The organism is Nocardia sp. NPDC004604, assembly GCF_040609795.1.
In the GTDB taxonomy this organism is placed as follows: Bacteria; Actinomycetota; Actinomycetes; order Mycobacteriales; family Mycobacteriaceae; genus Nocardia.
On record NZ_JBEXLC010000100.1, the window covers coordinates 1 to 25,899 of the forward strand.

Annotated in this window: 20 protein-coding genes; 9 read left to right on the forward strand and 11 right to left on the reverse strand. The window is 66.1% G+C overall.

Features of this window, described 5'->3' with window-relative positions; genetic code table 11:
- The 9 genes from ABZW16_RS29910 to ABZW16_RS29950 form a co-directional block, all read right to left on the reverse strand.
- Positions 1 to 1,527, reverse strand: a 1,527-nt coding sequence (locus ABZW16_RS29910; protein ID WP_354959420.1) for a beta-ketoacyl synthase N-terminal-like domain-containing protein, incomplete at its 3' end; no start/stop codon positions are given.
- A complete protein-coding gene (locus ABZW16_RS29915; RefSeq protein ID WP_354959421.1) occupies positions 1,524 to 2,537 on the reverse strand; it encodes an alpha/beta fold hydrolase in 1,014 nt (337 codons plus the stop codon). The genes ABZW16_RS29915 and ABZW16_RS29910, both read right to left, overlap by 4 nt.
- 8 nt (positions 2,538 to 2,545) lie before the next feature.
- Positions 2,546 to 3,952: an FAD-dependent oxidoreductase gene (locus ABZW16_RS29920; RefSeq protein WP_354959422.1), complete on the reverse strand. Its 1,407-nt coding sequence runs from the start codon at positions 3,950 to 3,952 to the stop codon at positions 2,546 to 2,548.
- Entirely contained in the window at positions 3,949 to 4,809 is an 861-nt protein-coding gene (locus tag ABZW16_RS29925) for an SAM-dependent methyltransferase (RefSeq protein WP_354959423.1), read from the reverse strand. Before ABZW16_RS29925 ends, ABZW16_RS29920 begins: the two co-directional genes overlap by 4 nt.
- A complete protein-coding gene (locus ABZW16_RS29930) occupies positions 4,806 to 6,326 on the reverse strand; it encodes an NAD(P)/FAD-dependent oxidoreductase (RefSeq protein ID WP_354959424.1) in 1,521 nt (506 codons plus the stop codon). Before ABZW16_RS29930 ends, ABZW16_RS29925 begins: the two co-directional genes overlap by 4 nt.
- Positions 6,323 to 6,889 carry a hypothetical protein gene (locus ABZW16_RS29935; RefSeq protein WP_354959425.1) on the reverse strand — a complete coding sequence of 189 codons (567 nt, stop codon included), beginning with the start codon at positions 6,887 to 6,889 and terminating at the stop codon, positions 6,323 to 6,325. Before ABZW16_RS29935 ends, ABZW16_RS29930 begins: the two co-directional genes overlap by 4 nt.
- Positions 6,886 to 7,119, reverse strand: a complete 234-nt coding sequence (locus ABZW16_RS29940; RefSeq protein WP_354959426.1) for a hypothetical protein — start codon at positions 7,117 to 7,119, stop codon at positions 6,886 to 6,888. The genes ABZW16_RS29935 and ABZW16_RS29940 overlap by 4 nt, the downstream gene beginning before the upstream one ends.
- Entirely contained in the window at positions 7,116 to 8,030 is a 915-nt protein-coding gene (locus ABZW16_RS29945; protein WP_354959427.1) for a metallophosphoesterase, read from the reverse strand. The genes ABZW16_RS29940 and ABZW16_RS29945 overlap by 4 nt, the downstream gene beginning before the upstream one ends.
- Positions 8,027 to 14,491, reverse strand: coding sequence for an SDR family NAD(P)-dependent oxidoreductase (locus ABZW16_RS29950; protein WP_354959428.1), 6,465 nt, complete (start codon positions 14,489 to 14,491; stop codon positions 8,027 to 8,029). The genes ABZW16_RS29945 and ABZW16_RS29950 overlap by 4 nt, the downstream gene beginning before the upstream one ends.
- Before the next feature lie 283 nt (positions 14,492 to 14,774).
- On the opposite strand from ABZW16_RS29950, the gene ABZW16_RS29955 reads away from it, so the two are divergent.
- The 5 genes from ABZW16_RS29955 to ABZW16_RS29975 are packed head-to-tail and all read left to right on the forward strand — an operon-like array spanning position 14,775 to position 19,650.
- Positions 14,775 to 15,215: an SRPBCC family protein gene (locus tag ABZW16_RS29955; protein WP_354959430.1), complete on the forward strand. Its 441-nt coding sequence runs from the start codon at positions 14,775 to 14,777 to the stop codon at positions 15,213 to 15,215.
- Positions 15,215 to 15,943 carry an ABC transporter ATP-binding protein gene (locus ABZW16_RS29960; protein ID WP_354959431.1) on the forward strand — a complete coding sequence of 243 codons (729 nt, stop codon included), beginning with the start codon at positions 15,215 to 15,217 and terminating at the stop codon, positions 15,941 to 15,943. The genes ABZW16_RS29955 and ABZW16_RS29960 overlap by 1 nt, the downstream gene beginning before the upstream one ends.
- Entirely contained in the window at positions 15,940 to 18,432 is a 2,493-nt protein-coding gene (locus ABZW16_RS29965) for an FtsX-like permease family protein (protein WP_354959432.1), read from the forward strand. Before ABZW16_RS29960 ends, ABZW16_RS29965 begins: the two co-directional genes overlap by 4 nt.
- A gap of 37 nt (positions 18,433 to 18,469) precedes the next feature.
- Positions 18,470 to 18,979 carry a hypothetical protein gene (locus ABZW16_RS29970; protein WP_354959433.1) on the forward strand — a complete coding sequence of 170 codons (510 nt, stop codon included), beginning with the start codon at positions 18,470 to 18,472 and terminating at the stop codon, positions 18,977 to 18,979.
- A 17-nt stretch (positions 18,980 to 18,996) separates the two neighbouring features.
- Positions 18,997 to 19,650 carry a nuclear transport factor 2 family protein gene (locus ABZW16_RS29975; RefSeq protein ID WP_354959434.1) on the forward strand — a complete coding sequence of 218 codons (654 nt, stop codon included), beginning with the start codon at positions 18,997 to 18,999 and terminating at the stop codon, positions 19,648 to 19,650.
- Positions 19,651 to 19,921: 271 nt separating this feature from the next.
- Here the strand turns inward: ABZW16_RS29975 and ABZW16_RS29980 are convergent, their stop codons facing one another.
- The gene (locus tag ABZW16_RS29980) at positions 19,922 to 20,179 is read right to left on the reverse strand and encodes a hypothetical protein (protein WP_354959435.1); all 258 of its coding nucleotides are present in this window, start codon (positions 20,177 to 20,179) and stop codon (positions 19,922 to 19,924) included.
- Here ABZW16_RS29980 and ABZW16_RS29985 point away from each other — a divergent pair.
- Positions 20,169 to 20,564, forward strand: a complete 396-nt coding sequence (locus ABZW16_RS29985) for a hypothetical protein (protein ID WP_354959436.1) — start codon at positions 20,169 to 20,171, stop codon at positions 20,562 to 20,564. The two genes, ABZW16_RS29980 and ABZW16_RS29985, sit on opposite strands and share 11 nt — an antisense overlap.
- Before the next feature lie 329 nt (positions 20,565 to 20,893).
- On the opposite strand, the gene ABZW16_RS29990 is transcribed toward ABZW16_RS29985, so the two are convergent.
- Positions 20,894 to 22,117, reverse strand: a complete 1,224-nt coding sequence (locus ABZW16_RS29990) for an ROK family protein (protein ID WP_354959437.1) — start codon at positions 22,115 to 22,117, stop codon at positions 20,894 to 20,896.
- A gap of 147 nt (positions 22,118 to 22,264) precedes the next feature.
- Between ABZW16_RS29990 and ABZW16_RS29995 the strand changes: the two genes are divergently transcribed.
- The 3 genes from ABZW16_RS29995 to ABZW16_RS30005 are packed head-to-tail and all read left to right on the forward strand — an operon-like array spanning position 22,265 to position 25,880.
- Positions 22,265 to 23,314, forward strand: coding sequence for a substrate-binding domain-containing protein (locus ABZW16_RS29995; protein ID WP_354959438.1), 1,050 nt, complete (start codon positions 22,265 to 22,267; stop codon positions 23,312 to 23,314).
- On the forward strand, positions 23,305 to 24,825 hold the full coding sequence (locus ABZW16_RS30000; RefSeq protein ID WP_354959439.1) for a sugar ABC transporter ATP-binding protein: 1,521 nt from the start codon (positions 23,305 to 23,307) through the stop codon (positions 24,823 to 24,825). The genes ABZW16_RS29995 and ABZW16_RS30000 overlap by 10 nt, the downstream gene beginning before the upstream one ends.
- On the forward strand, positions 24,822 to 25,880 hold the full coding sequence (locus ABZW16_RS30005) for an ABC transporter permease (RefSeq protein ID WP_354959440.1): 1,059 nt from the start codon (positions 24,822 to 24,824) through the stop codon (positions 25,878 to 25,880). Before ABZW16_RS30000 ends, ABZW16_RS30005 begins: the two co-directional genes overlap by 4 nt.
- Positions 25,881 to 25,899 lie beyond the last annotated feature (19 nt).

Consider the following 25,899-nt stretch of genomic DNA (forward strand, 5'->3'; position numbering starts at 1 on the left):
CTCGGCAGCCGGGTCCGCGGCATAACGACGCAGCGTCGCCGACACGTTATCCGGCGCAAAGCCCAGCACGGCGGCACGCCATGACATCGACGGCGCACGGTGGGCGAGCGTGGCCGCCACCGGATCCAACTGCTCCGGATCAGCGGTCAGCAGGTCCGCGATGTCATTGCACCGCTGACGTAGCGTTTCGTCGGAGTGCGCCGAGACCGGCACGAAACCGATTCGCGATGGGTACGAATCACGGCCGCTGTCTGCGGATTCCGCGCGCCCGAGGACGGCATGCGCATTGGTGCCACCCCACCCGAAGGAATTGACGCCGACATAGACCGGCGCATCGGCCGGCAGCTCGACGCGATCACGCGCGACTTGTACATTCAGGTCGTCGAAGGCGATCTCGGGATTGAGTTCACCGGAGTGCAGGCTCGGCGGCACGCTCCCGCGCTCCAGGCACAGCACGCACTTGATCAGACCCGCGAGGCCGGCCGCCGCCTCCAGATGCCCGATATTGGTTTTGATCGAACCGATCAGAAGCGGGCCGCGCTCGGAATTCCTGGGTATTCCGAGGACCTCGCCCAGAGCCCGGGCTTCGATGGGGTCGCCTCTACCGGTACCGGTTCCGTGCGCTTCGACGTAGGCCAGTCGGTCGAGGTCCAGTCCGCGCTCTCGGTAGGCCAGGTGCAAAAGCGTTCGCTGGCCGTCGATACTCGGCGTGACCAGGCTTTCGCCGCCGCCGTCATTGTTCACGACGGTGTTGACGATGATCGCTCGCACCCGGTCGCCGTCGCGCCGTGCGGCATGCAGCGGCTTGAGATATACCGCCGCCACGCCCTCGCCGCGAACGAATCCGTCCGCACCCGCACCGAAGGCCGCACACCGTCCGGCACCGGACAGCGCCCCGAAATGTGTGAGTCCGATCGAGATATCCGGCGCCAGAATAAGATTCACGCCGCCCACGAGAGCGGATTCGATATCGCCGGTGCGGATCGCGCGAACCGCCAGATCGAGCGCCACCAGTGCCGAGGAACATCCGGTCTCGACCACGAGGCTGGGTCCGGCCAGGCCGAAAACGTACGACAGGCGCGAAGCGATCACATCGAGCGCGGTGCCGACCAGGCTGTGCTGGGTGGCGGCGATACCCCGCTGTGTGCGAAGCGTCTCATAGTCGTGCCAGGAGGCGCCGACGTACACCCCGGTCCGGGTGCCGCGCAAAGTGTGTGCGGGCACACCAGCGTCTTCCAGTGCACGCCAGGCGGTTTCGAGCATGAGTCGCTGCTGCGGGTCGATATCGACGGCCTCGCGCGGCGAGATGCCGAACAGTGCCGCGTCGAAGCCGTCGATACCGTCGAGAAAGCCGCCGACCGACTGCACCCGTTTGGATCCGTCCAGTGGAGCGGCGGCGTCCCAGCGGTCGGCGGGGACCGTTCTGATCGCGTCACCGCGTGAAATCAGCAGATCCCAGAGCGCGTCGAGATCCTCGGCCCCGGGAAAACGGCCGGTCATGCCGACGATCGCGATGGGCTCGTTCATGGCGTTCCTTCCGGCTGCGGCGAGAATCCGCCGACGATCGCGTCCGCGACCTGCTGTGCATCGGTGATGGGGGCCCAGTGGCCCGAATCGATTTCGGTGAAGGTCAGGTGGTCTGCCGCGCCTTCGATCGCCCGCGTCATGACCGGAATCCCGACATACAGGTCGTGCACCGCGACGATGACGTGCACGTCACGCACGACGAGGCGGCTGTAGGTCGGATCGGCGAGGCGCTGAAACACATTGGCCCGGTACCGGTTCAGCGCCGCGATCCCGTCGGCGGGCGGTACATGTGGCGCCGGAGCGCCCTCCCATTCTATGAACGCGTCGAGCGTGGCTCCCGTGATGCCGGTGTTCCACATGGCCTCGGCGACGATAGGCATATTCCAGAGCGGGATGTACACCGAACGCACCGCCTGGTCGAGCACTGCCGGAAGGTCCGCTGGATTCTGCACGGTGCGCGCCAGCCATCGCCCCCACAGATCGAGGTTCGGCCCGGACAGAGCGGTGAAGTCGAGGAGCTCGGCGGCGACAGCCGGGGTCGCGGCAGCCTCCCAGCCCTCGCCGGCACCCCAATCCCAGCCCACCAGATGCACTCGGCGACCACCGGCGGTAGCGTCGATGACCGCGCCGATATCGGCGGCCAGCACGGGGAGCGCGTAGTTCTCCTGCCGTGCAGGATGATCGCTCTCGCCATTGCCGCGGGTGTCGTAGGTGACCACGTGATAGTTCGGTGCCAGTCGCGCGACGACCTGATCCCAGGCGCGCGAGGTGGATAGATAACCGTGCACGAGGACAACGGTCGATGCCGAATCGGCAGGCGGTCCGTACTCGTGCACGCGCAGCCGAACGTCGCCGGAACTCAGCACCCAACTGTCCGCCGAGGCAGGCATCGGGAGTACCGCTGCGCCCGCCAGTTGCGTTGTATCGGCCAGTGCTACAGCGGATTTCGGAAGTACGACAATAGCCATCGCGAGCAGTGCGAGCGCTGCCGGCGCCACGCCTCGCGGCATGCTCCGGATCATCCGAGACGTCTCCCGGCGATGAATCCGCGTTCCCAGCCGGTCAGCGGCGGCTCGGTCAGCGGCGGCTTCCGCGGGCCCAGGACGGCTCCGGCCAGCACCGCCGGATGCCCCATGGCCAGGGCCGGGCGGGCCAGGAACATCACATCCGACGCCACGGTGGCCACCGCGGGCCGCGACTCCGCAGCGCGGAACACCCGCGCGCCGTATCGAAGCATCCAGCGATCCAGTACGGCCTGTCCGGGGCCTTCGGTATTGCGGAACGCGAGATCCTGGCTGGTCGCCATCTGCCACGGATCAGCAGCCGCCCGGATGATCGAGCGTTGCAGGCGAGGTGCCGAACCGGCACCGACGCCGCTGCGCGCAAATTCCGCACCGAGCGCGCCGGCGCAGCGTGTCGCAACCGAAAGTCCTTGGCCGTATACCGGATTCAATGCCGTTGCGGCATCACCAACGACCACGAATCCGGTGGGCCAGGTTCGGATGCGGTCGAACCGATAGCGCCGATTACCAGTGCTGCGCGAGCGCATCGTCCCGGTCAACGGCTCGGCTGCCGCGAGGATCTCGGCGATCAGCGGATCGGATACGCCGTGCCGGGCGAAGTCGATGAAATGGTCGTCCTCGGTTGGCAGCTTGCTGCCTCGGGTGCCTCCCACGGCCGCGATCCACCGGCCGCCTTCGATCGGCAATAACGTGGCATTGCCACCGGGCTCACCGGAACGGGATTCGGCTTGGATGAGCACTGCGGGAAAACCCGATTCGGCGCCCGATACCGCGCGGAAGACCCGGGTGGCATAGGTATGCCCCGAGTCGACGATTTCCGGGGGAGGCACAACGACTCCCAGCGCGTCCAGCCACCGGCCGGCCTGCGATCCGCGGCCGGTGGCATCGATCACCAGGTCGGCGTCGAACTGCTCTGTTGTGCTGGCCGCTGTGTCCCGCAACCGCACACCGCGGACTGCGGTCGCAGAGCCCAGCAGCCCCATCGGCTCGCACTCCTGCCGAACGGCGACGCCATCCTGCTCGATGACCATCGCACGAACGACATGGTCGAGCAGCTGTCTGCTGCAGGTGATCCCGAATCGGCCCGTATAGTTGCGGGCCATCCAGCCGCCCACGTTGGGGCGGAAAAGCAAGTCGGCATTGACGCGGATGCGATGCGCGCCGGCCGCGAGCAGCCGGTCGGCGATCCCGGGCAGTAGCCGCTCGAGTCCGAGCACACCGCCGGGCGCGAGAAAGTGCGGATGTCGGGCCTGCGGCAGCCCACGGCGTGACTCCGGTCGCTCCGGGTATCGGTCTCGCTCGATTACGGTGACTGCACCGGCGTGCCGGGCCGCCGCCGAGGCGGCCAGCAAGCCGGCGAAGCCGCCGCCGAGCACAACCACCCGCGGCCTTGCCGCGTTCATCCTCTTCCCTCCCGGTCACGGCTGGCCAGACGCACTGCGCCGCACCACAGTCGGGAGCGGTCGAGCTTCGCTCCCGGTTCGGTGTCCGGCAGCAGCGCCCACCCGCGCAGCACCAGAGGGGAACGATGCCATCGGGCCGCGGCCCGGAATATCGAGTGCGCGGTCTCGACCGACCAGTCCTGATAGAAGTTGAGGCTGGACGCGAAAGTCCAACGCGCCGAGCCGAGTTCGCGCCCCATCGTGAGATTGACCATCCGCAGCATGGCGGGTGACCAGTGATCCTGTGCCCACCAGCGGATTTCCGGTCGAAGCAGGGCGTTGCTCAGCATCCGGACCTGCGCCGCCTCGAGATACGGCAGTAGCCCCTCGGTGATGACGAGGACAGCGCGTGCACCGTCGCACGCCTCGGCGAGGAACTCCGCGGTCGCGGCCTGGTCGGTGACGTCGACGGTCCGGGTGACCCGCTCGCAGCGAGCCCGCCGGCCGGCCAGTCGCGCGTCTTTGTAGGCGATCAGTTCCGGCAGATCCGCTTCGTACCAGATCGTTTCGGCTGGAATGTCGAGCCGATAGGGACGCGTGTCCAGACCTGCGGCCAGATTGATCACCCGGTCGCATCCCCGTTGCAGGGAGTCGATGACGAGATCGTCGACCAGCCTGGTGCGCACCACCGTCGGCCAGTGGTTGCGCGCGCCGCGCGGCAGCATGCCCGATGCACCGAGCGTCACGCCCTGCGCACCGGCCAGCAGCGATGCAAGTTCGTCGTGGAACAGCGCATCGGGTCGGGCCGATTCCAGCGCCCGGTAGACCGCCACCCAGCGCGCGGTATCGGAAACGTGGCCGATCGACGGTGAAGTCATGACGCCTCCTGATGTTCGGCGGTCCGCTCCTTGCACGCTGTGAACGCGTAGTCCGCGAGTGGGAATCTCCGCATCCGCCACCAGGCTTCGACACTTGTCGACGGCCGGAACAGCGGTACATCGCCGAACTGGTCGAAGTAGAAACTGCGGGCCTGCTCGCAGTTCGAGTTGTAGAAGATGGACCCGGCCTGACGGGTGATCATCTCCTCGATGAAGCGTGCATAGGCTTCCGGCTTCACCTCCACCCGGGTGGCGCCGCGCCGCCGCGCCTCGGAGATGCACCGAATCGCATGCGCCACCGCATTTTCGATGGTCATGAAGAAGGATCCGGTCATCGAGTAGGGACCGTGGATGATGAAGGCGTTGGGGCAGGGCGGGAGCGTGACGCCCTCGTAGGCGGCGTTGCGATTCCGATCCAGATAGTCGCCCAGATCTACGCCGCCGCTGCCGGTGATGGGGAACCGAGGCAGGCTGGTGCGTTCGAAGACCTCGAAACCTGTTGCCAGGATCAGGGTGTCGATGTGGTGATGGCGACCGTCGCTGGTGGTGACACCAGTGGCCGTGATCGCCACGATGTCCGCATAGACCAGGTCGACATTGTCGCGCGCGAAAGTTTTGTAGTACCTGTTCGACAGAGTCAGGAATTTGCAGCCGAAGCGATACTGCGGCGTAAGCCGCTGGCGGACAGCGCGATCGGGCACCTGCGCTCGCAGGGCGAGCCGGGCCATCCACTCCAGCGCGGTCACCGCACTGGGCGCTTTGAACCGGAAGATGCCGTTGTACAGCAGTTCCAGCCACACCAGCACGATCCAGCGCGGCAGTCTCAGCAGCCCGGGGATGAGGCGGAACACCCAGCGCAGGAACAGCGGAATGCGGAAATCCGGCTTGGGAATCACCCAGATGGGTGTGCGCTGGAATACCGCGAGCCGTTCCGCGCGCTCGGCGGCCTCGGGGATGATCTGGACCGCCGACGACCCGGTGCCGATCACCCCGACCCGGCCTGCGAGCGACACCGTGTGATCCCAGCGCGCACTGTGGATCACCGCTCCGGCGAAGGTGTCCAGACCCGCGATATCGGGAAACTTGGGCCGCCCCAGCGCACCGTAGGCGTTGATCACGAATCGAGCGCGCAGCGGACCCCGGCTGGTCTGCACGTCCCAGTGGTGAAGTTCGTCGTCGAATCGGATGCCGGTCACCTCGGTGCCGAGGCGCAGATGCGGGCGCACGCCGTACTTGTCGACGCATCGGTCCGCATAGGACTTCAGCTCGTCGCCCTTGGCATAGGCGTATCGCCAGTCCGGATTCGGCTCGAAGGAGTAGCAGTATCCCCAGATCGGAATGTCCACGGCCACATCGGGATAGGTATTGTCGCGCCAGATGCCGCCGACGTCGTCGGCCTTGTCCACCATGATGAAGTCGTGGATTCCGGCCTGCCGCAATCGGATCGCGGCGCAGATGCCGGAGAAGCCGGCGCCCACCACCACGACTTCGAATTCGCGCTCGCCCGCCGGTGTCACCGCTTCCTCCACAGTCTCCGGAGCAGGCCCCGACGTGGCCGTCGCGCATCCGAATCGCCGACCGGTTCCTCCGCGGCCATGAAGAACTCGGTGACGTAATCGACGAACAGGTCTGCGGTGTCGAAATCCTTGCGCGCCATCAGTTCTGCTATCACGCCGCTGATCAGTTCCGGGGCGGCGATCTCCGCCAGCCGGCCGACGACCGCAGGGTTCATATAGGGCGCGGCGTCCGCGACGACCACGGGATCGATATTCGACAGTATGGCCAGAGACTTGTCGGTACGCCCGTCGAGCAGTTCGCTGCCGATCGAGCGGCCCAGCAGCCGGGGCGGCAGCACCCGGGTGGCGAACGGCACCGCCAGCCGCAACGGCACGCGCCGTCCCAGCGCCGAATAACGCTGGTACTCAGTGGGATAGCGCGATCGCAGGTTGCTCACGACCTGCTCGTGCAGCGCCGCCAGATGTTCGCCACCGAGCACGCCCAGGTATTCGATGCGCTCGATGGGCACGTGCAGGGCGTGGGCCAGCTTCGTCAAATGAATGCTCGTCACACGATCGGTCACCGCCGCCGCCTCCCCAGCAGTGCCGCACGCACAATGGATCTGGTTCCCCATGGCAGGCGGGCTATATTGTCCGCCAACGCGGTCTCAGCAAGGGCGCGGTCACGTCCGGGCGCTTCGTTCAGCAGCGTGAGCAGGTCCGCGCACTGGTCTTCGGACAACAGGTAGAGCGCGGTCAGGCCCTCGCCGAGCTCACTCTCGAGTTTTCTTCTCGCGCCGATTCTCTCGGTCATCGTGGCAACATTCCTTTTCGAGCCATTCGCCAGGCATGACCGGCGGCGCGCCGGCTCAGCGCGCCGACCGATCGCGACGAATCGTCCGGACCTGGCAGGATTTCCCGCAGCAGCGGTTCGGGGAGCCCCCGGCGCCGCCATTCCCGCGGGTAGCCGATGGACACCTCCTCGAACCGCACTCCGTCGAAGTGGTCGGTCTTACGAATGTGCAGGTGCCCGTACACCACGCATCGCACGTTGTAGCGGCGATGCCAATCCGCGGTCAGCTCGGTGCCGCACCACATGGCGAACTCCGACCGGAACAGCCTTTCGGTCGGTCGCCGGAGCAGCGGAAAGTGGTTGATCAGCACCAATGGCACCGCCGGATCCAGTGCGTCGAGCCGGGCGCGGGTGTACTCCACCCGCTGCCGGCACCACTCTTCCCGGGAGACGTACGGGTCGTAGGCGAGCAGCTGCTCGTCGGTGGCGACCGATCCGGTGGCCTCCGCGCGCGCCAGACCCTCCTGCTTCGTCCGCACGCCGCGCGGCAGGAAGCTGTAGTCGTACAGTAGGAACAGCGGAGCCAACACCGTGGGACCGCCCGCACCCTCCCAGGTCGGGTACGGGTCCTCCGGTGTGATCACATCGAGCTCCCGGCACGAGTCGATCAGATGCCGGTACCGCCCCTCGCCGCGGCGGCGGCGCGGATCCCTTGCAGTGGTCCACATCTCGTGGTTGCCGGGCACCCAGATCACCTTCGCGAAGCGCTCGCGCAGCAGTCCCAGCGCCCAGCGGATCGCATCGGTCTTCTCCGCCACGTCACCCGCGACGATCAGCCAGTCGTCCGGGGAATCGGGCCGAATCTGCTCGACCACTTCCCGATTCCCCGGATGGCTGATGTGTAGGTCGCTCACCGCGAGCAACCGACTCACGAAACCGCCTCGGTGGCAACGGAACCACCCAGCCTGCGCACCGCCCCGGAGAGCCGGGTGACCAGTTCGTCGGGCACATCGCCGTCCGTGTGAATCGCCGTCAGTCGCTCCAGCAGCATCTCCACCTCGGCGACGATCGGATCGGCGAGCTCCGCATCCTGCGGAGTCACCTGGTCGAGCACGTGCCGGGCCAGCAGGTTCACCGTCGGATACTGGAGGATGACCGAGTTCGCCAGCTTCACACCGGTGAGTGCCCGCAGGTGCGCACCGAGCTCGATAGAGCTGAGCGAATCGATACCCATCTCGGTGAACTCCCGATCCGCTTGGACCGCATCGGGAGACGAGTAGCCCAAGACCATCGAGATCGGCGTCTTGAGCAGATCCACGATCACCTCGTGCTGTTCGGACGGGCCGAGTCCGCCCAGCCGCTTGGCCAGCTGAGAGGGATCGCCCATCTGCTGCGTGGCACGCGGCCGGGTGTGCAGCAGCGCACGGAAGAACGGCGGCAATTCGGTCACCTGAGCGGCCACCCGCAGCAGCGACAGATCCATACCGACCGGCAGCACATGCGGCCGCCCGGTACGCAACGCCGCGTCGAACAGTTCCAACGCCTCCTGCGTCGGGATCGGCGTCACGCCCATGCGGGTCAGACGAGAACGATCCTTCTCGTCCATGCCACCGGTATTGGAGGTGTCCTCCGCCCACCAGCCCCACGCCATCGCGGTGGCGGGCAACCCACGGTGGTAACGGTGCACGGCCAAACTGTCGAGGAAGACATTCGCCGCGCTGTAGTTGGCCTGACCGGCGCTACCGAATGTGCCTGCCGCCGAAGAGAACAGCACGAACATCGACAGATCCAGGTGCTGGGTCAGCTCGTGCAGATGCCAGGCGCCGTGCGCCTTGGCGGGCAGCACCGCGTCCAGATGTTCGGCCGTCAGCCCGGCGAAAGTCGAGTCCGCCAATGCGGCCGCAAGATGGACCACGCCTCCGAGCGGATGCTGCGCGGGCAGGGAGTCGAGCACCGCCGCCAGCGCGTCCCGATCACCGGCATCACACGCGGCGACGGTCACGCTGGCGCCCATGGCATCCAATTCCCCGACCAGAGTGGCGATTCCGTCGGCCTGCATGCCACTGCGACTGGTCAGCAGCAGATGCTTGGCACCGTAGTCGGAGACCAGATGCCGGGCGATGATCCCACCGATCGTGCCGGTGCCGCCGGTGATCAGCACCGTTGATTCCGGATCGAAGGCGGTCGGCCAGGTGAGCACCACCTTGCCGACGTGCCGCGCCTCGGACATCAGACGCAGCGCCGCGGCGGCGTGCCGCACATCGAAACGGGTCAATGGCAGCGGGGCCAGGATGCCATTCGCGAACAGCTCCGCCAACTCGGCGAGGAGTCCGCCCACCAGGTCCGGAGCCAGTGCACCCAACTCGAACGAGGAGTAGGTGACATCGTGGGTGCGACGTACCTCCGCCGGATCGCGCACCACGTCCCTGGCGATCTCCACGAACCGGCCGCCGGATGCGAGCAGTCCCAGTGAGTCGTTGGTGAAGGTGTCCGGCAGCAGGTTCAGCACGATCTGGATGTCGTGGTTCGCGAACCGGGCGGCGAAGTCCGAGGAACGGGAATCCGCCAGATGATCTTCGGCGAAACCCAGGCCGCGCAAGTCATCCCACTTGGTGCGACTTGCGGTCGCCAAAACCTCCAGGCCGAGATGCCGGGACAGGTTCACCGCAGCCGTGCCGACGCCACCGGCGGCGGCGTGCACGAGCACTCGCTCCCCTGCTCGGGCCTCGGCGACCTCGCGGAGGCCGTACAGTGCGGTCAGATAGGCGACCGGTGCGGCGGCAGCCTGCGCGAACGACCATCCCGCCGGAACCGCGGCAAGCAGCCGGTGATCGGCCACCGAGGTCGCGGCGATCTCGTCGAACAGGCCGAACACCCGATCACCTGGCGCGAGACCCGTCACGTCCGAAGCGATCGCGACGACAACACCGGCCGCCTCGTGCACCAGCCGCGACGGCGTCCCGGACGACGCGGCCAATCCGGTGAGCGCGACCGGAAAGGACAGACCGGCAGCACGCAGCGCGACCGAGACCGTGCCGGGTGGCAGCGTGTCCGCGGCGGAGTCGTCGTCGGCTGCGGACAGCGTGACGTCGTCGAGGTTGCCGGACGCGGGGATCGCCAGCCGCCACGCGCCGCCCAGCCGCCCCCCGACGGTGGCCGCGGCTTCCAGGCCCGAGCGCAGTCGGCGGCCGAAGAATTCGCCGGCGCGCATTACCAGCTCGGGTTCGTCGGTCTGCAGGACCGCGCTGATCTGATCGAGGGTGATATCAGCCTCATCGAGATCGATCTGCTGGATCCGGTCCTGGAACTCCGACTGAGCGCTTCGCACCAGCGCCCACACCGTCGAGCCGGCCAGGTCGGAAACCTCTTCGGCGATGTCGAGCGCCTGCACCCGCCTGGTGAGCACGACGAGCCTCGTCTCGGCGAATCGTTCATCGGCGAACCAGGTTTGCAGTTGGGTCAGCGTCTGCAACAGTTCGTCGCGCATGGTGACCGTCAGGTGTGCGCCCGGCTCGGCGCCCGCGGATCCCGCAAGCCGCGGAAGCAGCACAACCTTCGGAGCCTCTGCACCGGAGTCGGTCGCCGCGCGCAACGCGTCGATATCCGCATAGCTCGTCAGTTCGCCGTCGTCGGACACCCCGAACGGTTCGCCGCCGACGACGACCCATTCACCTCGCCGTGCCGAATACCGGGCGCGCTGAGCGGGAAGGGCCAGCCAGTCCACGCCGAACAGCGATTCCTGGCGCCCCGACAAGCCGCCGGTCGCGAGTTTGCCCATGGAGATGGACCGCACCTGTAGGTCACCGACGGCGACAACGCGGCCGGTGTTGTCTGCCAGTACCCAGCGCAGTCGGTCATTTCCGACCGGAGTCAGCTTGACCCGCAGCGCTTTCGCGCCCACCGCATGCAGTTCTACCCGTTCCCAGGCAAAGGGCAGCCGAATCGCGCCCGCCTCCGAAGGCAGCAACGCCGCAGCGGCGGCAGCGGATTGCATAGCGGCATCCAGCAGTGCCGGGTGCAGGCCGTACTTGTCGGCGTCGCCCACCGTCTCCGGTAGCGCGACCTCGGCGAAGACATCCTCGCCGCGCTTCCATACGGCCTTCATCCCCTGGAAGACGGGACCGTACTGGTAGCCCAGCGCGGCCAGGGTCCGGTACGCGGTCTCGGGATCCATGCCCTGCTCCGCGCCCACCGGTGGCCACAGTTCGAGGCTCTGCCCGTCGGTCTCATCGGTTTTGGCCGCAGCGGTCAACAATCCGTCGGCGTGCAGGCTCCACTGGCTGGCACCGGGCAGCTCGTCCTTCACCTCCGGACGCGAATAGATCGCTACTTTGCGCCGCCCGCCCTTCTCCGGCTCGCCCACCACCAATTGCAGGTGGATGGCGCCCTCGGTCGGCAAAGTGACCGGGGTGTACATACTCAGCTTCTCCACCCGCGGGCAGCCGAGTGAGTCACCGGCGTGCAGTGCGAGTTCCAGCAGCATGGCGCCGGGCACCAGCACATTGCCGTGCAGGGCGTGGTCTGCCAGCCAGGGATGGCTGGTCACCGACAGGCGGGTGCTGAACTGGAATCGATCGGCACCGGGCAGCTCGGACACCGCACCGAGCAGGGGATGACCCGCCGCGACCAGGCCCAAGCCGCTCGGCTTCCCGCCACCGGTGTTGGCAACACTCGCCAGCCAGTAATTCTGACGCTGGAAAGCATAGGTGGGCAACGTAACCGGCCGAGCGGTACCGACCGGATAGATCTTCGACCAGTCAGGTGAGACGCCCTGGACGTGCGCCTCGGCCACCGAGGTCAGGAACCGGCGAATACCGGCGTCTTCACGCTTGAGCGAGCCGACGATGAGGCAGGAATCCGCAAAAGATCCAGCGTGGTCCAGGGATTCGTGCATCGCGGAGGTGAGCACCGGGTGCACGCTCATCTCTATGAACGCGTCGAATCCGGACTGGAACGCCGCTTGGAAGCCCCGCTCGAAGTCGACCGGCTCGCGCAGATTGCGGAACCAGTAGTCGGGGCCCAACTGCTCGGCCGGCAATACGTCGCCGGTGACGGTGGAGAAGAACACCACATCGGTGCCTGTCGGCACGATCGGCGCAACAGCCGCCTGCAACTGCTCCCGCAGTGGGTCCACATGCGGAGTGTGCGCGGCATAGTCCACCGGAATGCGCTTGGCACGCACTCCACTTTCTTCGGCGAGCTCGACGATTCGGGTCACCGCCGCCGCGCCACCGGCGACGACGGTGGTGGTCGGGGAATTGATCGCGGCGAGGTAAAGGTCGTCGAGGCCGTCCATGAGTTCTCGAACCCGGTCGGCCGAAGCGTTGATGGAGGCCATGCCGCCGGAACCGGGGAGGCTTCGCAGCGGCTTGCTGCGCATGGTTACGATCCGGGCGGCGTCGGACAGCGACAGCGCGCCCGCCACGTAGGCTGCCGCGACCTCGCCCTGCGAATGCCCGACTACGGCGGCTGGCTCGATGCCGTACGAACGCCACAGCGCCGCAAGGGAAACCATGGTTGCGAACAAGGCGGGCTGCACTACATCGACGCGTTCGATCGACGGCGCGCCGTCCGCTTCGCGCAGCACATCGGTCAGCGACCAATCCACGAATTCGGCGAACGCGTCCTCACATGCGCGGATCTGCTCCGAGAAGAAGGGCGATTCCGCCATCAATTGCGCTGCCATGCCGGCAAATTGCGCGCCTTGACCAGGAAAGACGAAGGCCACCCGACGATCCGGATGCGCCTGGCCCCGAATCGGCCCGACCGGCTTGCGCTCCGCTACCTCGGCCAGACCGGCGAGCAGATCGACTCGGTTGGTGCCGAGCAGCACGGCACGATGCTCGAATGTCGCCCGCGTGGTCGCCAAGGCACAACCCACATCACGCAGGGCGAATTCCGGGTGTCCCTTGACATGATCCGCCAGCCGGGCCGCCTGGTCGGCCAAGGCCGCTGGCGTCTTACCGGAGATCGGCCACACAGCAACGGGCACAACCGATTCCGACGACGAAGCAGACGGCTGCTCAGCAACCGGCGGGGCTTCCTCGAGGACGACGTGCGCATTGGTTCCGGCGATGCCGAACGACGAGACCCCAGCTCTACGCGGATGGCCATTTTCCGGCCACGGACCGACCTGCGTCACCAATTCCACCGCGCCGTGCGACCAATCCACCGCTTGGGTGGGTTCGCTGACGTTGACAGTGGGCGGCAGCACGCCGTACCGCATCGCCTGGACCATCTTGATGACTCCGGCCGCACCGGCCGCCGCTTGAGTGTGGCCGAAGTTGCCCTTGATGGATCCCAATTTCAGCGGCTGCTCCGCGGCGCGATCCTGACCGTAGGTGTCGAACAGCGCCCGCAGTTCGATGGGATCGCCTACCGGAGTACCGGTTCCATGTCCCTCGACGACGTCGACGTCGGCGGCCGCCAGTCCGGCGTTCGCCAGCGCCGCACTGATCAGCTTCTGCTGCGCCGGCGTACTCGGCACAGTCAAGCCCTTGGTGGCGCCGTCCTGGTTGACGGCCGCGCCACGCATGACGGCCAGCACCCGATGTCCGTTCCGGCGGGCGTCGGAGAGCCGTTCCAATACCAGCATTGCCACGCCCTCCGACATGCAGAAGCCGTCGGCATCGGCCGAAAAGGGTCTGCTGCGGCCCTCCTTGGAGATAGCGCCGTGCTGGCCCAGCGCGAAGAAGCCGGTGAGGGTGGACATGATCGAGACGCCACCGACCAGCGCCAGCGAGCATTCCTCGGCCTGCAGCGCCTGACCACCCAGATGCATCGCCACCAGCGAGGACGAGCAGGCGGTGTCGATGCTCATCGTGGGACCTTGCAACCCCAGGACGTAGGACACGCGCCCGGACAGCACACTCTGGCTGACGCCCAATGAGACATATCCCGGGTCGAGGTCCTTCTGACCGGGGATCAAATAGGCGTAGTCACCGCCCATCGCACCGACATAGACACCGGTGTCGGTGTCGCGCAACGTGGTCGGGTCGATGCCCGCGTCCTCGAGCGCCTGCCAGGTGGCCTCGAGCACCATCCGCTGCTGCGGATCCATCGCTCTGGCCTCGCGGGGGCTGATCCCGAAGAACTCCGGGTCGAATTGCCCGGGCTCGTCGATGAATCCACCCATCGGCGCCATGGCCGCCGCCACTTCGGGCGAGGCCATATCTGCCAGCTCCGTCATGGATCGATCCGACGGGAATTTGCTGGATATGTGCTTACCTTCAACCAGGAAGCGCCATAACGACTCCGGTGAGTCGATTCCCCCGGGGAAGCGGCACGCCATTCCGACGATAGCGACAGCGTTCGACGAGATTTCTTTATTCGCCATGAGGTCCCCTTTTCCTCGGCATGCAGGCCAAAGCCTGTAGATAGAACACGTTCTCATGATTGGTTGACCGTGAATGGTCAGAGAAGTCGAGTCCGCGCCGAGCGCTCGGCATCGGTGCGGCGAAAGTCACCGTAACTCAGGCCGGTACTGACTGCAACACATTTCAGAATGAAGTTTGATGTGACAGTGGGTAACTTGCAAATTCCCGGCGAATCATGAACGCTCACAGTCAAGTTCAAACCAGTGGGGCTCGTATGGGGTGGGGAAAAATCCTCTCGTTCAGCAATCAAAGCGCTTTGCGCCCATGAGTTTGCTAGTTAATTACAGAGAAGGGTGAAGCATGGCCGAGTTCGAAGTCACCAGCGCATTGGCGGTTAGCCCGGCGCAGCTGTACGCACTCATCGCCGACACCTCGACGTGGGGGGACTGGTTCCTGCTGCACGGCGGGTTCGCCGAGCAGCCGCCGGAGCGCATCGGCGTGAACACGAAGCTGGTGCAGAACATTCGCATGCTCGGCACGACCCAGCGGCTGGAACTGACCATCGCCGCGTTCAAACCGCCGATGCAATTGACCCTTTCGGGCAGCAGTCCTGCTGGCGTCACCTGTGAGTTCAGCTTCATCATCGAACGCAGCCCAGGTGGTTGCCGGCTCACCATCGCAGGCGACTTCGCCGGTCCGATTCTGACGGGACAGCTGGCCAAGGTGATCGAGGGCGACGCGCAGGCGCAGCTGACCAAATCCATGGCCAGGCTGTGCAAGATCACCGGATCCGATGCCTGATGATGCTCGAACTCAGCAAGGTGGTCCGGACCTACCGAATCGGTGGACAATCCGTGCGCGCACTGGATGGCATCGATCTCCGCATCGACGCAGGGCAATTCGTTTCAGTGGTCGGCCCGTCCGGTGCCGGCAAAAGCACCCTGCTGCATCTACTCGGTGCGCTGGATCTGCCCGACAGCGGATCGATCCGATTCCGCGACCGCGAGATCGGGCATCTCGACGACGATCAGCAATCCGAATTCCGCCGTCACCATGTGGGATTCGTGTTCCAGTTCTTCAACCTGCTGCCGACGCTGTCCGCGTGGGAGAATGTCGCGGTCCCGAAGCTGTTGGACGGCACCGGGCTTCGCGCCACCAAGACTCGCGCCCATGAGCTGCTCGAGTTGGTCGGATTGGGCGACCGTGCCGAACATCGACCGTCGGAACTGTCCGGTGGGCAGATGCAGCGAGTCGCGTTGGCTCGCGCCCTGGTGATGGATCCCCCACTCATCCTCGCTGACGAACCGACAGGGAACCTCGATTCCAAGACCGGCGCCGATATCATGGCATTGCTGGCCCGGATCGCCCACGACGATCAGCGAGAACGCGCCGTCGTCATGGTCACCCACAATACCGAGGCCGCGAACACCACGGACCGGATACTCACCTTGGCCGACGGCCGCCTAGTCGGCGACGAATCCTCCTGCCATGCAGTGGTTCTCGACGACCCGGTCGCGGAGGTTCGATGACCGCATTGATCGATCGCTGGCGGCTGTTCAGCCTGCGCGAATTCACGATCCACCGCGGACGGACCATTGCCTCGGTAACGGTGATGGCGGTGTCCGCCGCATTCCTGGTATCGGTCTTCGGCATCTTCGGCTCACTGACCGGGTCGGTGGACCGGCTGGTCGGAGGCCTCGCCGGTAACGCCGCGCTCGAGGTCACCGGAGTCACCGATTCCGGATTTCCCGCGTCGATCCGCGACGACATCGCCACCACCCCCGGGGTCGCGGCAGCGGTCCCGATGGTGCGGACCCAGATCGACTCCGATGGCGGCCCATTGCTTCTGCTGGGCGCCGACGCGACCGCGACCGCGCTGGGCAGCGATCTCCAGCAGGCGGTCGAGCAACAGTTCGCGGCGCTCGTGTCCACGGTGAACGGGGTCCTGGTCGGTCCGGGTGTCGACGCGACAACCGGCGACACCATTCGGCTGGGATCGCATCAGGTCACGGTCGCCGCCGTGATCCAGGGCGGCACAGCGGCACGCCTCAACGAAGGCCACTACGTCCTGACCTCCCTCGCTATCGCGCAACAGGTGACCGGGCACGCGGGACGGCTGGATTCGGTGATGATCGTCGCCGCACCGCATACGGATTCGAAGGCACTTCGTGCGGCCGTCGACCGTGTGGTGAACGGCCGGGCCCTGGTGGCCGAACCCAGCGTTCGGGCCGTGCAGACCGGCAACGGCGTGCGAATACTGCAGTACATGACGCTGATGGGTGCCGCGCTGGCGTTCATCGTCGCGGCATTCCTGATATACACCACCATGACGATGGCGATAGCCCAACGGCGGCCGACGATTTCGATGCTGCGCGCCGTCGGTGGGCGTCGCCGCACCATCGTCGCCGATCTGCTCACCGAGGCCGCGGTGATCGGGCTGATCGGTGGTGCGATCGGCTCCGTGATCGGAATCGGCTTCGGCCGCATCGCCATCGGGACCCTGCCCGTTGCCCTGATGCAGTCGGTAGAGGCGCGAACGGTGTATTCCCTTCCCCGCTATGCGATTCCGCTCGCCATCGGTGCCGCGGTGTGCACCAGTGTCGCCGCATCGGCGGTAGCCGCACACCAGGTGTACAAGGTGTCACCGATCGAAGCGCTCGCCCCGGTCGGAGCGTCGGTCGCCGATCAGGTGCGCCCCTGGCTGCGCCTGGCCGCGATCTGCGTCACGGTCGGCGGGTTGACGGTTTCCATTGTCCTGGTGGTCCTGCGGCTGGGTAACTTCCTCTGGTCCGGGGTCGCATTGTCGATGTTCTTCGGCGCGGGTATCGCCCTGTGCTTCGCGAGCATCGGGGGTCTGGTCCGCGCGGCCGCGTGGGTGTCCCGGCGTTTCGGCCGGTCGGGCGAGCTCGCCGCAGCGACGCTCGAGCGCGCCCCGCGGCGAGTCTGGGCGACCATGATGACGGTCTTCATGGCCGTGACGGTGACCATCACCATCACGGGCGCGAACAATGACCTGCTGAATTCGGTGCGCAGCTCACTGGGAGCCGTCGGAGATGTCGACGTCTGGGTGGCATCGCATCCACCGGAACAGTTTCCGACCAGCGCATTGCCGGCCAACCTACCCGCCGAAGTCGCAGCGCTGCCCGGCGTCGCGCACGTCACCGAGGGACAGCTTGCCTATGCCACCCTCGGCGACGAGAAGGTCATTCTCTACGGACTGGATCAAGGCAGCGTCAGCCCGATGTACCAGGACTTGAACCCGCAGGTCCGCGCCGATGTGGTCGCCGGGCACGGCATGGTGCTTTCCCGAGACCTCAGCCGCACCCTGGGCGTCGGGGTCGGCGACGAACTGCCGATTCGAACTCCGCGCGGACTCCAACGGATCCGGGTGCTGGGGGTGGTCTCATACTTCTCGGCGCTGACGGGTACCGCCGGGATCGGCCTGAATCAGATGCGTGACTGGTTCGACCGCCCGGGGGCCACACTGCTGCAGGTCGAAGGCGCACCGGGCGTCGACAAGGCGCAGCTGCTGACATCGATCCGACAGGCGAGCCCTGCCGAGGTGCACGTCTACTCCGGGGCGGAATCGCTGGCAGGTGTCGAGAGCGCTATCCGGCAAGGCATGGCCGTGGCGAACGCCGTCTGGGTGATCGTCGTGCTGATCGCGGCAATAGCACTGCTGAATACCCTCACGCTCTCGGTATTGGAGCGGCGACGAGAGATCGGGGTGCTGCGGGCCATGGGCGCGAGCCGTCGCGTCATGCTGCGCATGGTGCTCGCCGAAGCCGCCGGCATCGGCGTCGTCGGCGGCGGACTCGGGCTGCTGTTCGGCATGGCCAGCCAGTACTTCTTCGACAGTGTCACCCCGGACATCATGAACATCGATGTCGCATATGCACCGAGCTCGATGGTTCTCGTCTTCGCCGCGGCGGCAATAGGACTCAGCCTGCTCGGCTCGATTCCACCTGCCGTCCGAGCATCGCGACTGAACATCATCGAGGCAGTGAGCATCGAATGACCGAGCAGCAGAGACTACAGATCAGGAGAGACGACAGATGAAGGGGCACAAGGCTACTCGCGGCCGACTCGCCGCGATCATGCTCGCCGTAGTTGTGGCCGCCACCACGGCCGCATGCGGTGGTTCCGACGACCACAGTGCGAAACCTGTTGCACAACACAGCACGACAAAGCCTGTCGGTGACCAACCACCGCTGCCGCTGCCCGGCCCGGGTGACCTCAATGCCGGCCTGTTGTTGGCGCTGGACCCCAATACGCCGCGGGAGCAGAAGATCGGCGCCGTGCAGGGCGCGGATGCCGATCCGGATCTGATCGACAAGATGAGCCAGGCCGGAGCGGCCAACAACGTGACCATGACCGTCACGAAGGTGGAGTACGTCGGTGACGGCGTAATGCAAGCGAGCGCGACGCTCACGCTCAACGGCAAGGCGGTGGATGGCCAAGCGCAGATCCCCTTCATAGCCGAGGGTGGTCGCTGGAAGCTGCAGAAGGCGTGGGCCTGTCAGATGCTCGCGAATGCGCAGCTCGTCTCGTCAGCCTGCAAGTAGCCGGAGGGAAGGACGCCATGAGCATCGAGATCGCGGGTCTCGAGCCCACACTCGTCGAAGGCATGACCTCCGATGAACTCGCCGCGGCGATGCCGGAATTGGTGACGATATTCGTCGGGCGAGCCACCGATCAAGCGATCATGTGGCGTGACTGGTCGGTGCGGTGGCTCGACGCGTGGAGCGAGCACGACCTCGAGGGGGTGCTGGCGCTCGTCACCGACGATGTCGTCTACGAGGACCCTTCGCTGTTCGGCGAGCGGCTCGCCGGCAAAGCCGCCCTCCGGGAAGTCGTGGCGATGACGTGGCGCGCGTTCCCCGATGTGCGGTTCGAGCTCTCGGGAACTCCCTACCTGGCCGTGCTCGGCACCGGCATGGCAGTGCCTTGGCGAATGCGCGCCACATTCGCAGGGGATATGGGCGGTGGCCCGTCGCCATTGGGAATCGCACCGACCGGTCGGCGATTCGACACCCACGGAGTCGACATCTACGAACTGAGCGACGGATTGCTCTGCCGATGGTCGACCACAACCGATCTGTTCGATCTCGCCCAACAGGTCGGCATGCTCCCAGGTCCGCGAACCAGACTGTTCCAGTTGGGGATTCGCATGCAACGCCTGGGCGCACCGCTACTTCGCATGATCCACCGATACGGAGAACGTGCACAGCGGTAGTCACGGGCCCGATCCATTAGCTCAACCGCACGTGGCCCCGCAGTATCTTGCCGCGTTCGGCCCGCAACGCTGTTGTCGTGCCGTGAACCGTTGCGGGGGTGGGTAATCCGATTCGGGAGTGCCGGTGATCCAGACCATAAACGCCCTCGGCGGGGAGTGAATTTCTCGCACTCGTGACCGGGGCCGTTGTCGTGTCCCCAGCGGTTTTGGGGGCAAGCCGCAGAGGGGAGCGCCTGTACTGTGGCAGTGGTGTGAACCGGGGGTAAATGGTTCAAGTCCCCGGCAACAGCACGGTACGAGTGTCGGCTGCGTTGCAGCCACGAATCATGTAGGAGGACATCATCAATACTTCTTCGCGTTTCGGCACCGCGCTCGGCTTCGCGGCGGTGGTCTCGGCTCTTGTCGGTTGGTCGGGTGCCGGCTCGGCCGCCGCTCTGCCGGCCACGGGATCGGCCGGCGGCATCGATGTGGCCATCACGGCACAAACCCCGACCACCGTCCGGCCGGGCGGATCGCCGATGCGCTTCAATGTCACATTGGTCAACACCGAAGCTACCGACGATGCTCAGGTGGGCTTGGTGGTGTCGCTGGGGCACTGCACGTGCAATACGGGCCCGCTCAAGATGATGCCCACGGGGTCGATGCGCATGCTCGACGCCGATACCAACACGTGGCAGACGGTGCCCTACGTAGCGGAAGGGGGTGGTACGGATTTCCTCACCAAAACCCTTGTTGCGCCGTTCGAGCTCGATCACGGGCAGACCACCACCTACGAACTGGAGCTGGCGCTCCCCACCGACCTGCCCGTCAACGCCGGTGAGTCCGCCATCCACGTAACAATGACCGACGTCTCCACCAATAAGCCGATCGGCGCGAGCCCCACGGCATCCTTGCCCATCACCGTTGAACCGTAGCCCAGCAAGCCCTTTCACCGCGGCGGCCCGTTCCGAGCCCCGTTCCACATCGGGGCCAACCGGGCGCTCGGGCTTGCCGCGGCTAGACCGCCGACCGGCTCTGCCGGATACCGCCCGTAGCAACCCGCTCGATCGTCATTTCCCATCGCCGACCACCCCTGCCGAGTTCTTGATTCGAGACACTCCGGCTGGGGTGGTTCGGTCCCTGTCCCGGTTCCGCGCCGGGCACCTCGGGGTCTGTCGAGGGTAGTCGAATGGTGGTCGCCCAGGCCGTATCGACCGCCCGATGACTACGCTCGGCGAGCAGTCGAGCTGTGTGGACGGGGTATTTAGGTTGTCGAGGTGCGGATGGCGCGGCGGGCGGCGATCGAGCCGAAGGTTTCGCGGTCGGCGAGGAAGCCTTCCAGGGCGAAGGTGGCGGCGCCGAGGCTGGAGGGGTTGTGGGGGAGGGTGCAGAGTTGGAGGGTGACGGCGGCGTAGGGGTCGGTCATTGCGTGATGGGCGGCCACGCGGCGGGTTACTTGTAATAGGCGTTCGCCCAACACATTTGCGACCAGGTCGCCGAAGACCATGGTGCGGGGGTTGAACAGGTTCACCAGGTTGGCTACGGCGACGCCGAGGTAGGTGCCTGTCTTTTCGATGACCTCGCGGGCGATGGGGTCATCGGCGGCGGCTATGGCCGTGATGGTGGCGGCGTCGTCGGCCGCGAGTAGCGGGCTGGTCGGAGCGAGTTCGCGCAGGGTCTGCACGATGCCGCGTGCGCTCACATAGGCCTCGACGCAGCCGCGGCGTCCACATCGGCATTCGCGTCCGTCCAGGACGAGGTTGGTGTGGCCCCATTCGCCCGCGCTATTGGTGACGCCGCGGTAGAGCGTGCCGTCGATGACGACACCGATGCCGACACCGGCGCGCAGCGTCACGACGATCAGATCGTCCACATCGCGTCCGGCCCCGAACCAGAGATGCGCCGCCGTACTGGCTTTCAGCGGATTGTCCAGGTACAGCGGATGCGGCAGCCGCGGTGCGAGCAGTGACTTGAGTGAAACGTCGTGCCAGTGCCAGTACGGCGAGAACACCGAGACCCCGCCCTCGGGCTCGACCAGACCGGGCACGCTCAATCCGACGCCGAGCACCTTGTCGGCATCGTCGGCGGTCAGTTCGCGGATGCCGCGGATAATGAGTTCGGCGACATCGTCGGGCCGGGTGGCCTCGGGATCGACGGGTATCTCGACCGAACGCAGCACCGTCATGGCCAGGTCGAAAAGGTCGAAATGGATGCTGGTTTCGGCGATGTCGACGCCGACGAGCATGCCGCGCTCCGGATTGATCGCGAGCTGGGCGCGCGGCCTGCCGACCCCCGGCGCGTCATAGCCGAGTTCGGCGAGCACCCCGACATCCAATAGCTCGGCGATCATATTGCCCACCGTGGCGAACGAAAGCCCGGTGGCGCGGGCGATCTCCTGACGGCTGGTGTGGCCCTCGGCGGCATAGACCGCCTGCAGCACATAGAACCGATTCCGCCGTCGGATATCGCGCGCGGTCAGCTGGTACACGGTCGGGCCACCTCCTTCCGATTGATATTCGCAGACGTTACCCGAGCACTTCGGCCAACAGTATTTACAACCGTTAGCGGAAGTCCTACTGTAACCCAGGTCACCACCAGACGCCGAGTGCGCGGCAGATCACACAAGGAGCACCCCATGTCCTGGACCCACCAAAGCCGTTGGACCAGAGCCGTTTTCTGCGGGGTATCGCTCGCACTAGCCGTGTCGGCCTGCTCATCCGGCAAGGACGACGACTCGAAGGCGACCGGGCCGCAACACACCAGCGGCTCGATCAGCCTGGTCTACGCCCAGAAGCAGGGCGATCAGGAGTACTTCATCGGTGAGGCCGAGGGCGCCAAGGCCAAGGCCAAGGAGTTGGGCATCGATCTGAAGGTGGTCAATCTCAGCAATGACGCGAACAAGGCGGTCACCGAGGTACAGAACGCGGTCAACCAGAAGGCCAGCGGCGTGATCGTGGTGGTGCCCGATCCGTCGGTCGGCCCGCAGGTCGCACAGCTGGCCAAGGCCGGTGGCGTCGCGCTGCTGACCTCCGATGACCAGGTCTGTACGAACGGTCCGGATCCGTCGTCCTGTGCCAAGGACAATCTCGTGCCCCGGGTCGGCTTCAGCGGCACCCAGATGGGCACCGAGGTCGGCACCCGCGCCGGTCAGGACTTCAAGAAGGCGGGATGGAAGCCGGAGGAGACCGCGATCATCGACGCCTGGAAGCAGGACGTGACCGTCTGCACCGATCGGGTCAAGGCCAACCAGAAGGCATTCCGGGAGGCCGCCGGTGTGGATGTCAAGATCATCGAGGTCGGCACCGATAACACCCCATCGGATGCGCAGAACAAGATCTCGGCAACGGTGTCGGGCAACCGGTCGGTGAAGAACTGGATTGTCATGGGCTGCAATGACGAGAACGTCAGCGGCGGTGTCGCGGCGATCCAGAACGCCGGATACTCCGCCGACAATGTGCTCGGTGTCGGTCTCGGCGCCTATCTGGCCTGCAAGGAATGGCGCGGCGGCAAGCCGACCGGATTCAAGGCCGCACTGTTCATCAATGGCAAAGACGTTGGCGCGCTGTCGGTTCAGACGATGTACGACTACCTGAAGAACGGCAAGCAGATGCCGCCCGAGGCGTACGCGCCGACCAAGATGGTCGATTCGACCAACTGGCAGCAGGCGGGCGTCACATGCAGCTGACCGGACTGCGGGTGTCCGGGCTGAGCAAGAGCTTCGCCGGGGTGCCGGCCCTGCGCGAAGTGAGCCTGGACTTTCCCGCTGGTGCGGTGACCGCGCTGATGGGTGAGAACGGGGCGGGTAAATCCACCCTGATCCGCATCCTCGGAGGCGATCACCGCCCGGACAGTGGCCACCTCGAGTTGGATGGGGTGCGACTCGAGGTGGCCACCCCGGCCGCCGCGCGGGCGGCCGGGATCCGGGTGATCGGCCAGGAGCCCGAGATCGTTCCGCATGTTTCGGTCGCCGAGAATGTCTACCTCGGTACGCTGCCGCGGCGCGCGGGTCGTCTGCTCGACCGGGCGGCACTGCGCGAGCGCATGCGTACCGACCTCGCCCGACTGGGTTTCGATCGTGATCTCGATCCGGACACCCTCGGTTCGAAACTCACTGCCGCACAACGGCAGTTGGTGGAGATCATGCGGGCGCTGACCACCGACGCCAAGGTGATCGCATTCGACGAGCCGACCTCATCGCTATCGGACCATGAGACCGAATCGCTGTTCGCGCTGATCGGCCGGTTGCGGGAGCAGGGCCTCGCGGTCATCTATGTATCGCACCGGATGCGGGAGATCTTCCGGCTGGCCGACCGGGTTGCGGTGCTGCGCGATGGCGCGCTCGTCGGCGACCGGGCGACCGATGAGACCACCGATCGCGAGATCGTCCGGATGATGGTCGGCCGGGATCTGTCGACATTGTTCGCGCGCAAGCACAGCACGCCGGGGCGGGTTGTCCTCGACGCGGCTGCGGTCACGACCGACGATGTGCGGGAGGTGAGCCTGCAGGTGCGCGCCGGGGAGGTGGTCGCGCTGGCCGGACTGGTCGGCGCGGGTCGCTCGGAGCTGGCCGGTGCGCTCGCCGGTGACCTGCCGATCCGCTCGGGGGAGGTGCGGGTAGACGGTAAGAAGCTGCGACTGCGGCAGCCGCGCGATGCGGTGCGGGCTGGGTTGGGGTATGCGCCGGAAGAGCGCAAGGCGCAGGCGCTGCTGCTGCATCGCGGTGTGCGCGACAATATTTCGCTTGCGATGCTCGACCGGTTGCGGCGGCTGCGCTTCGTCCGGCGCGGCGCGGAACGGCAGCTGGCTCGCCAGTACGTCGAATCACTCAGGGTGCGAACACCTTCGATCGAGCAGGAGGTGCGCAAGCTCTCCGGTGGCAATCAGCAGAAGGTGGTGCTGGCCCGCTGGCTGGCCCGCAAACCCAAGGTGCTGATCCTGGACGAGCCGACCCGCGGCGTCGATGTCGGGGCGAAGGTCGAGATCTACCACGTCATCGAGGAACTGGCCGAATCCGGTGTCGCGGTGCTGGTGATCTCCTCCGAACTTCCCGAAGTGCTCGGCCTGGCCGACCGGATCGTCGTCATGCAGCACGGCCGGGTCACCGGCGAGCTGGAGCGGAGCGAGGCCAGCGAGGAGGCGATTCTCGCGCTGGCCATGGCCGAAGACCTGTCGCATACATCTCGAGGAAACCCATGACAGACCAACAACTCTCACTTCCGGTGGAGACCGCCGCCGCCGCGCCGCCCTCGGTGCTGGCGCGCGGTGCGGCCTCGCTCACCCCTCGGCGTCTGGTGCAGGCGATCGGCACCGGCAATCTCAGTCTGATCGGCGCGCTCGCGGTGGTCGTCGCGATCTTCGCCTGGCTCAACGACGGCTATCTCGATCCGGCGAATCTGGCCGGAATCGGCGAAGCTGTCACGGTTTTCGGACTGCTTGCGGTGGTGCAGACCGTGGTGATCATCTGTGGCGCACTCGACATTTCGGTCGGCTCGCAGGCCGGTGTCGCGTCGGTGATCAGTGCGATGGCGTTCACCGCGACCGCCGACAATGCCTTGCTCGGCATTTTGGCCGCGATCGGTGTCGGGCTGGTGCTCGGGTCGATCAATGGGCTGATCATCGTCTACGGTCGCGTCAATCCGGTCATCGCGACGCTGGCCACACTGGCCGCATTCAAGGGTGTCGCGCAGTTGATATCCGGCGGCAAGGCACAGGGTTTCGTGCTGGGCAATGATGTGTTCATCTTCATCGCCCGCGGCAAGATTCTCGGTCTGCCGGTGCCGGTGGTCATCCTCGCGGTGGTCGCGACGGGCATGCACGTATTGCTCAAGTACACCGATATCGGCCGCAATATCTACGCCATCGGCGGAAATGACACGGCCGCACGGCTTTCCGGAATCAATATCAACAAGTACCTCATCGCGGTATTCGTGCTGGCGGGTGCGGTGGCGGCGATCGCAGGAATCATCCTGACCGCGCGGACCGGCTCCGGACAGCCGGTTTCGGGTAGTGAAGGGCTCGAGCTCAAGGCGATCACCGCGGCGGCACTGGGCGGCTGTGCGTTGAAGGGCGGCAAGGGCACCATCGGCGGCACGCTGCTGGCGGTCGTGCTGCTCGGTGCCTTGGACAACGGGCTCAACGTGGTCGGGGTGAATACGTTCTGGCAGAACGTTGCTCAGGGTTCACTGCTGGTCGCCGCGGTCGTTATTCAGCAGCGGCGCAGCGGGGAGCGCGCGGTCGGGCTACCGACGTAGCTCGTCGCCGTTGCCGACT

Coding starts and splice junctions, on each gene's coding strand:
- ABZW16_RS29915 (WP_354959421.1), bottom strand. CDS start 2,537: ATGCCGCGAGGCGTGGCGCCGGCAGCGCTCGCACTGCTCGCGATGGCT.
- ABZW16_RS29920 (WP_354959422.1), bottom strand. CDS start 3,952: ATGAACGCGGCAAGGCCGCGGGTGGTTGTGCTCGGCGGCGGCTTCGCC.
- ABZW16_RS29925 (WP_354959423.1), bottom strand. CDS start 4,809: ATGACTTCACCGTCGATCGGCCACGTTTCCGATACCGCGCGCTGGGTG.
- ABZW16_RS29940 (WP_354959426.1), bottom strand. CDS start 7,119: ATGACCGAGAGAATCGGCGCGAGAAGAAAACTCGAGAGTGAGCTCGGC.
- ABZW16_RS29950 (WP_354959428.1), bottom strand. CDS start 14,491: ATGAGAACGTGTTCTATCTACAGGCTTTGGCCTGCATGCCGAGGAAAA.
- ABZW16_RS29955 (WP_354959430.1), top strand. CDS start 14,775: ATGGCCGAGTTCGAAGTCACCAGCGCATTGGCGGTTAGCCCGGCGCAG.
- ABZW16_RS29960 (WP_354959431.1), top strand. CDS start 15,215: ATGATGCTCGAACTCAGCAAGGTGGTCCGGACCTACCGAATCGGTGGA.
- ABZW16_RS29965 (WP_354959432.1), top strand. CDS start 15,940: ATGACCGCATTGATCGATCGCTGGCGGCTGTTCAGCCTGCGCGAATTC.
- ABZW16_RS29970 (WP_354959433.1), top strand. CDS start 18,470: ATGAAGGGGCACAAGGCTACTCGCGGCCGACTCGCCGCGATCATGCTC.
- ABZW16_RS29975 (WP_354959434.1), top strand. CDS start 18,997: ATGAGCATCGAGATCGCGGGTCTCGAGCCCACACTCGTCGAAGGCATG.
- ABZW16_RS29985 (WP_354959436.1), top strand. CDS start 20,169: ATGCGCTTCAATGTCACATTGGTCAACACCGAAGCTACCGACGATGCT.
- ABZW16_RS29995 (WP_354959438.1), top strand. CDS start 22,265: ATGTCCTGGACCCACCAAAGCCGTTGGACCAGAGCCGTTTTCTGCGGG.
- ABZW16_RS30000 (WP_354959439.1), top strand. CDS start 23,305: ATGCAGCTGACCGGACTGCGGGTGTCCGGGCTGAGCAAGAGCTTCGCC.
- ABZW16_RS30005 (WP_354959440.1), top strand. CDS start 24,822: ATGACAGACCAACAACTCTCACTTCCGGTGGAGACCGCCGCCGCCGCG.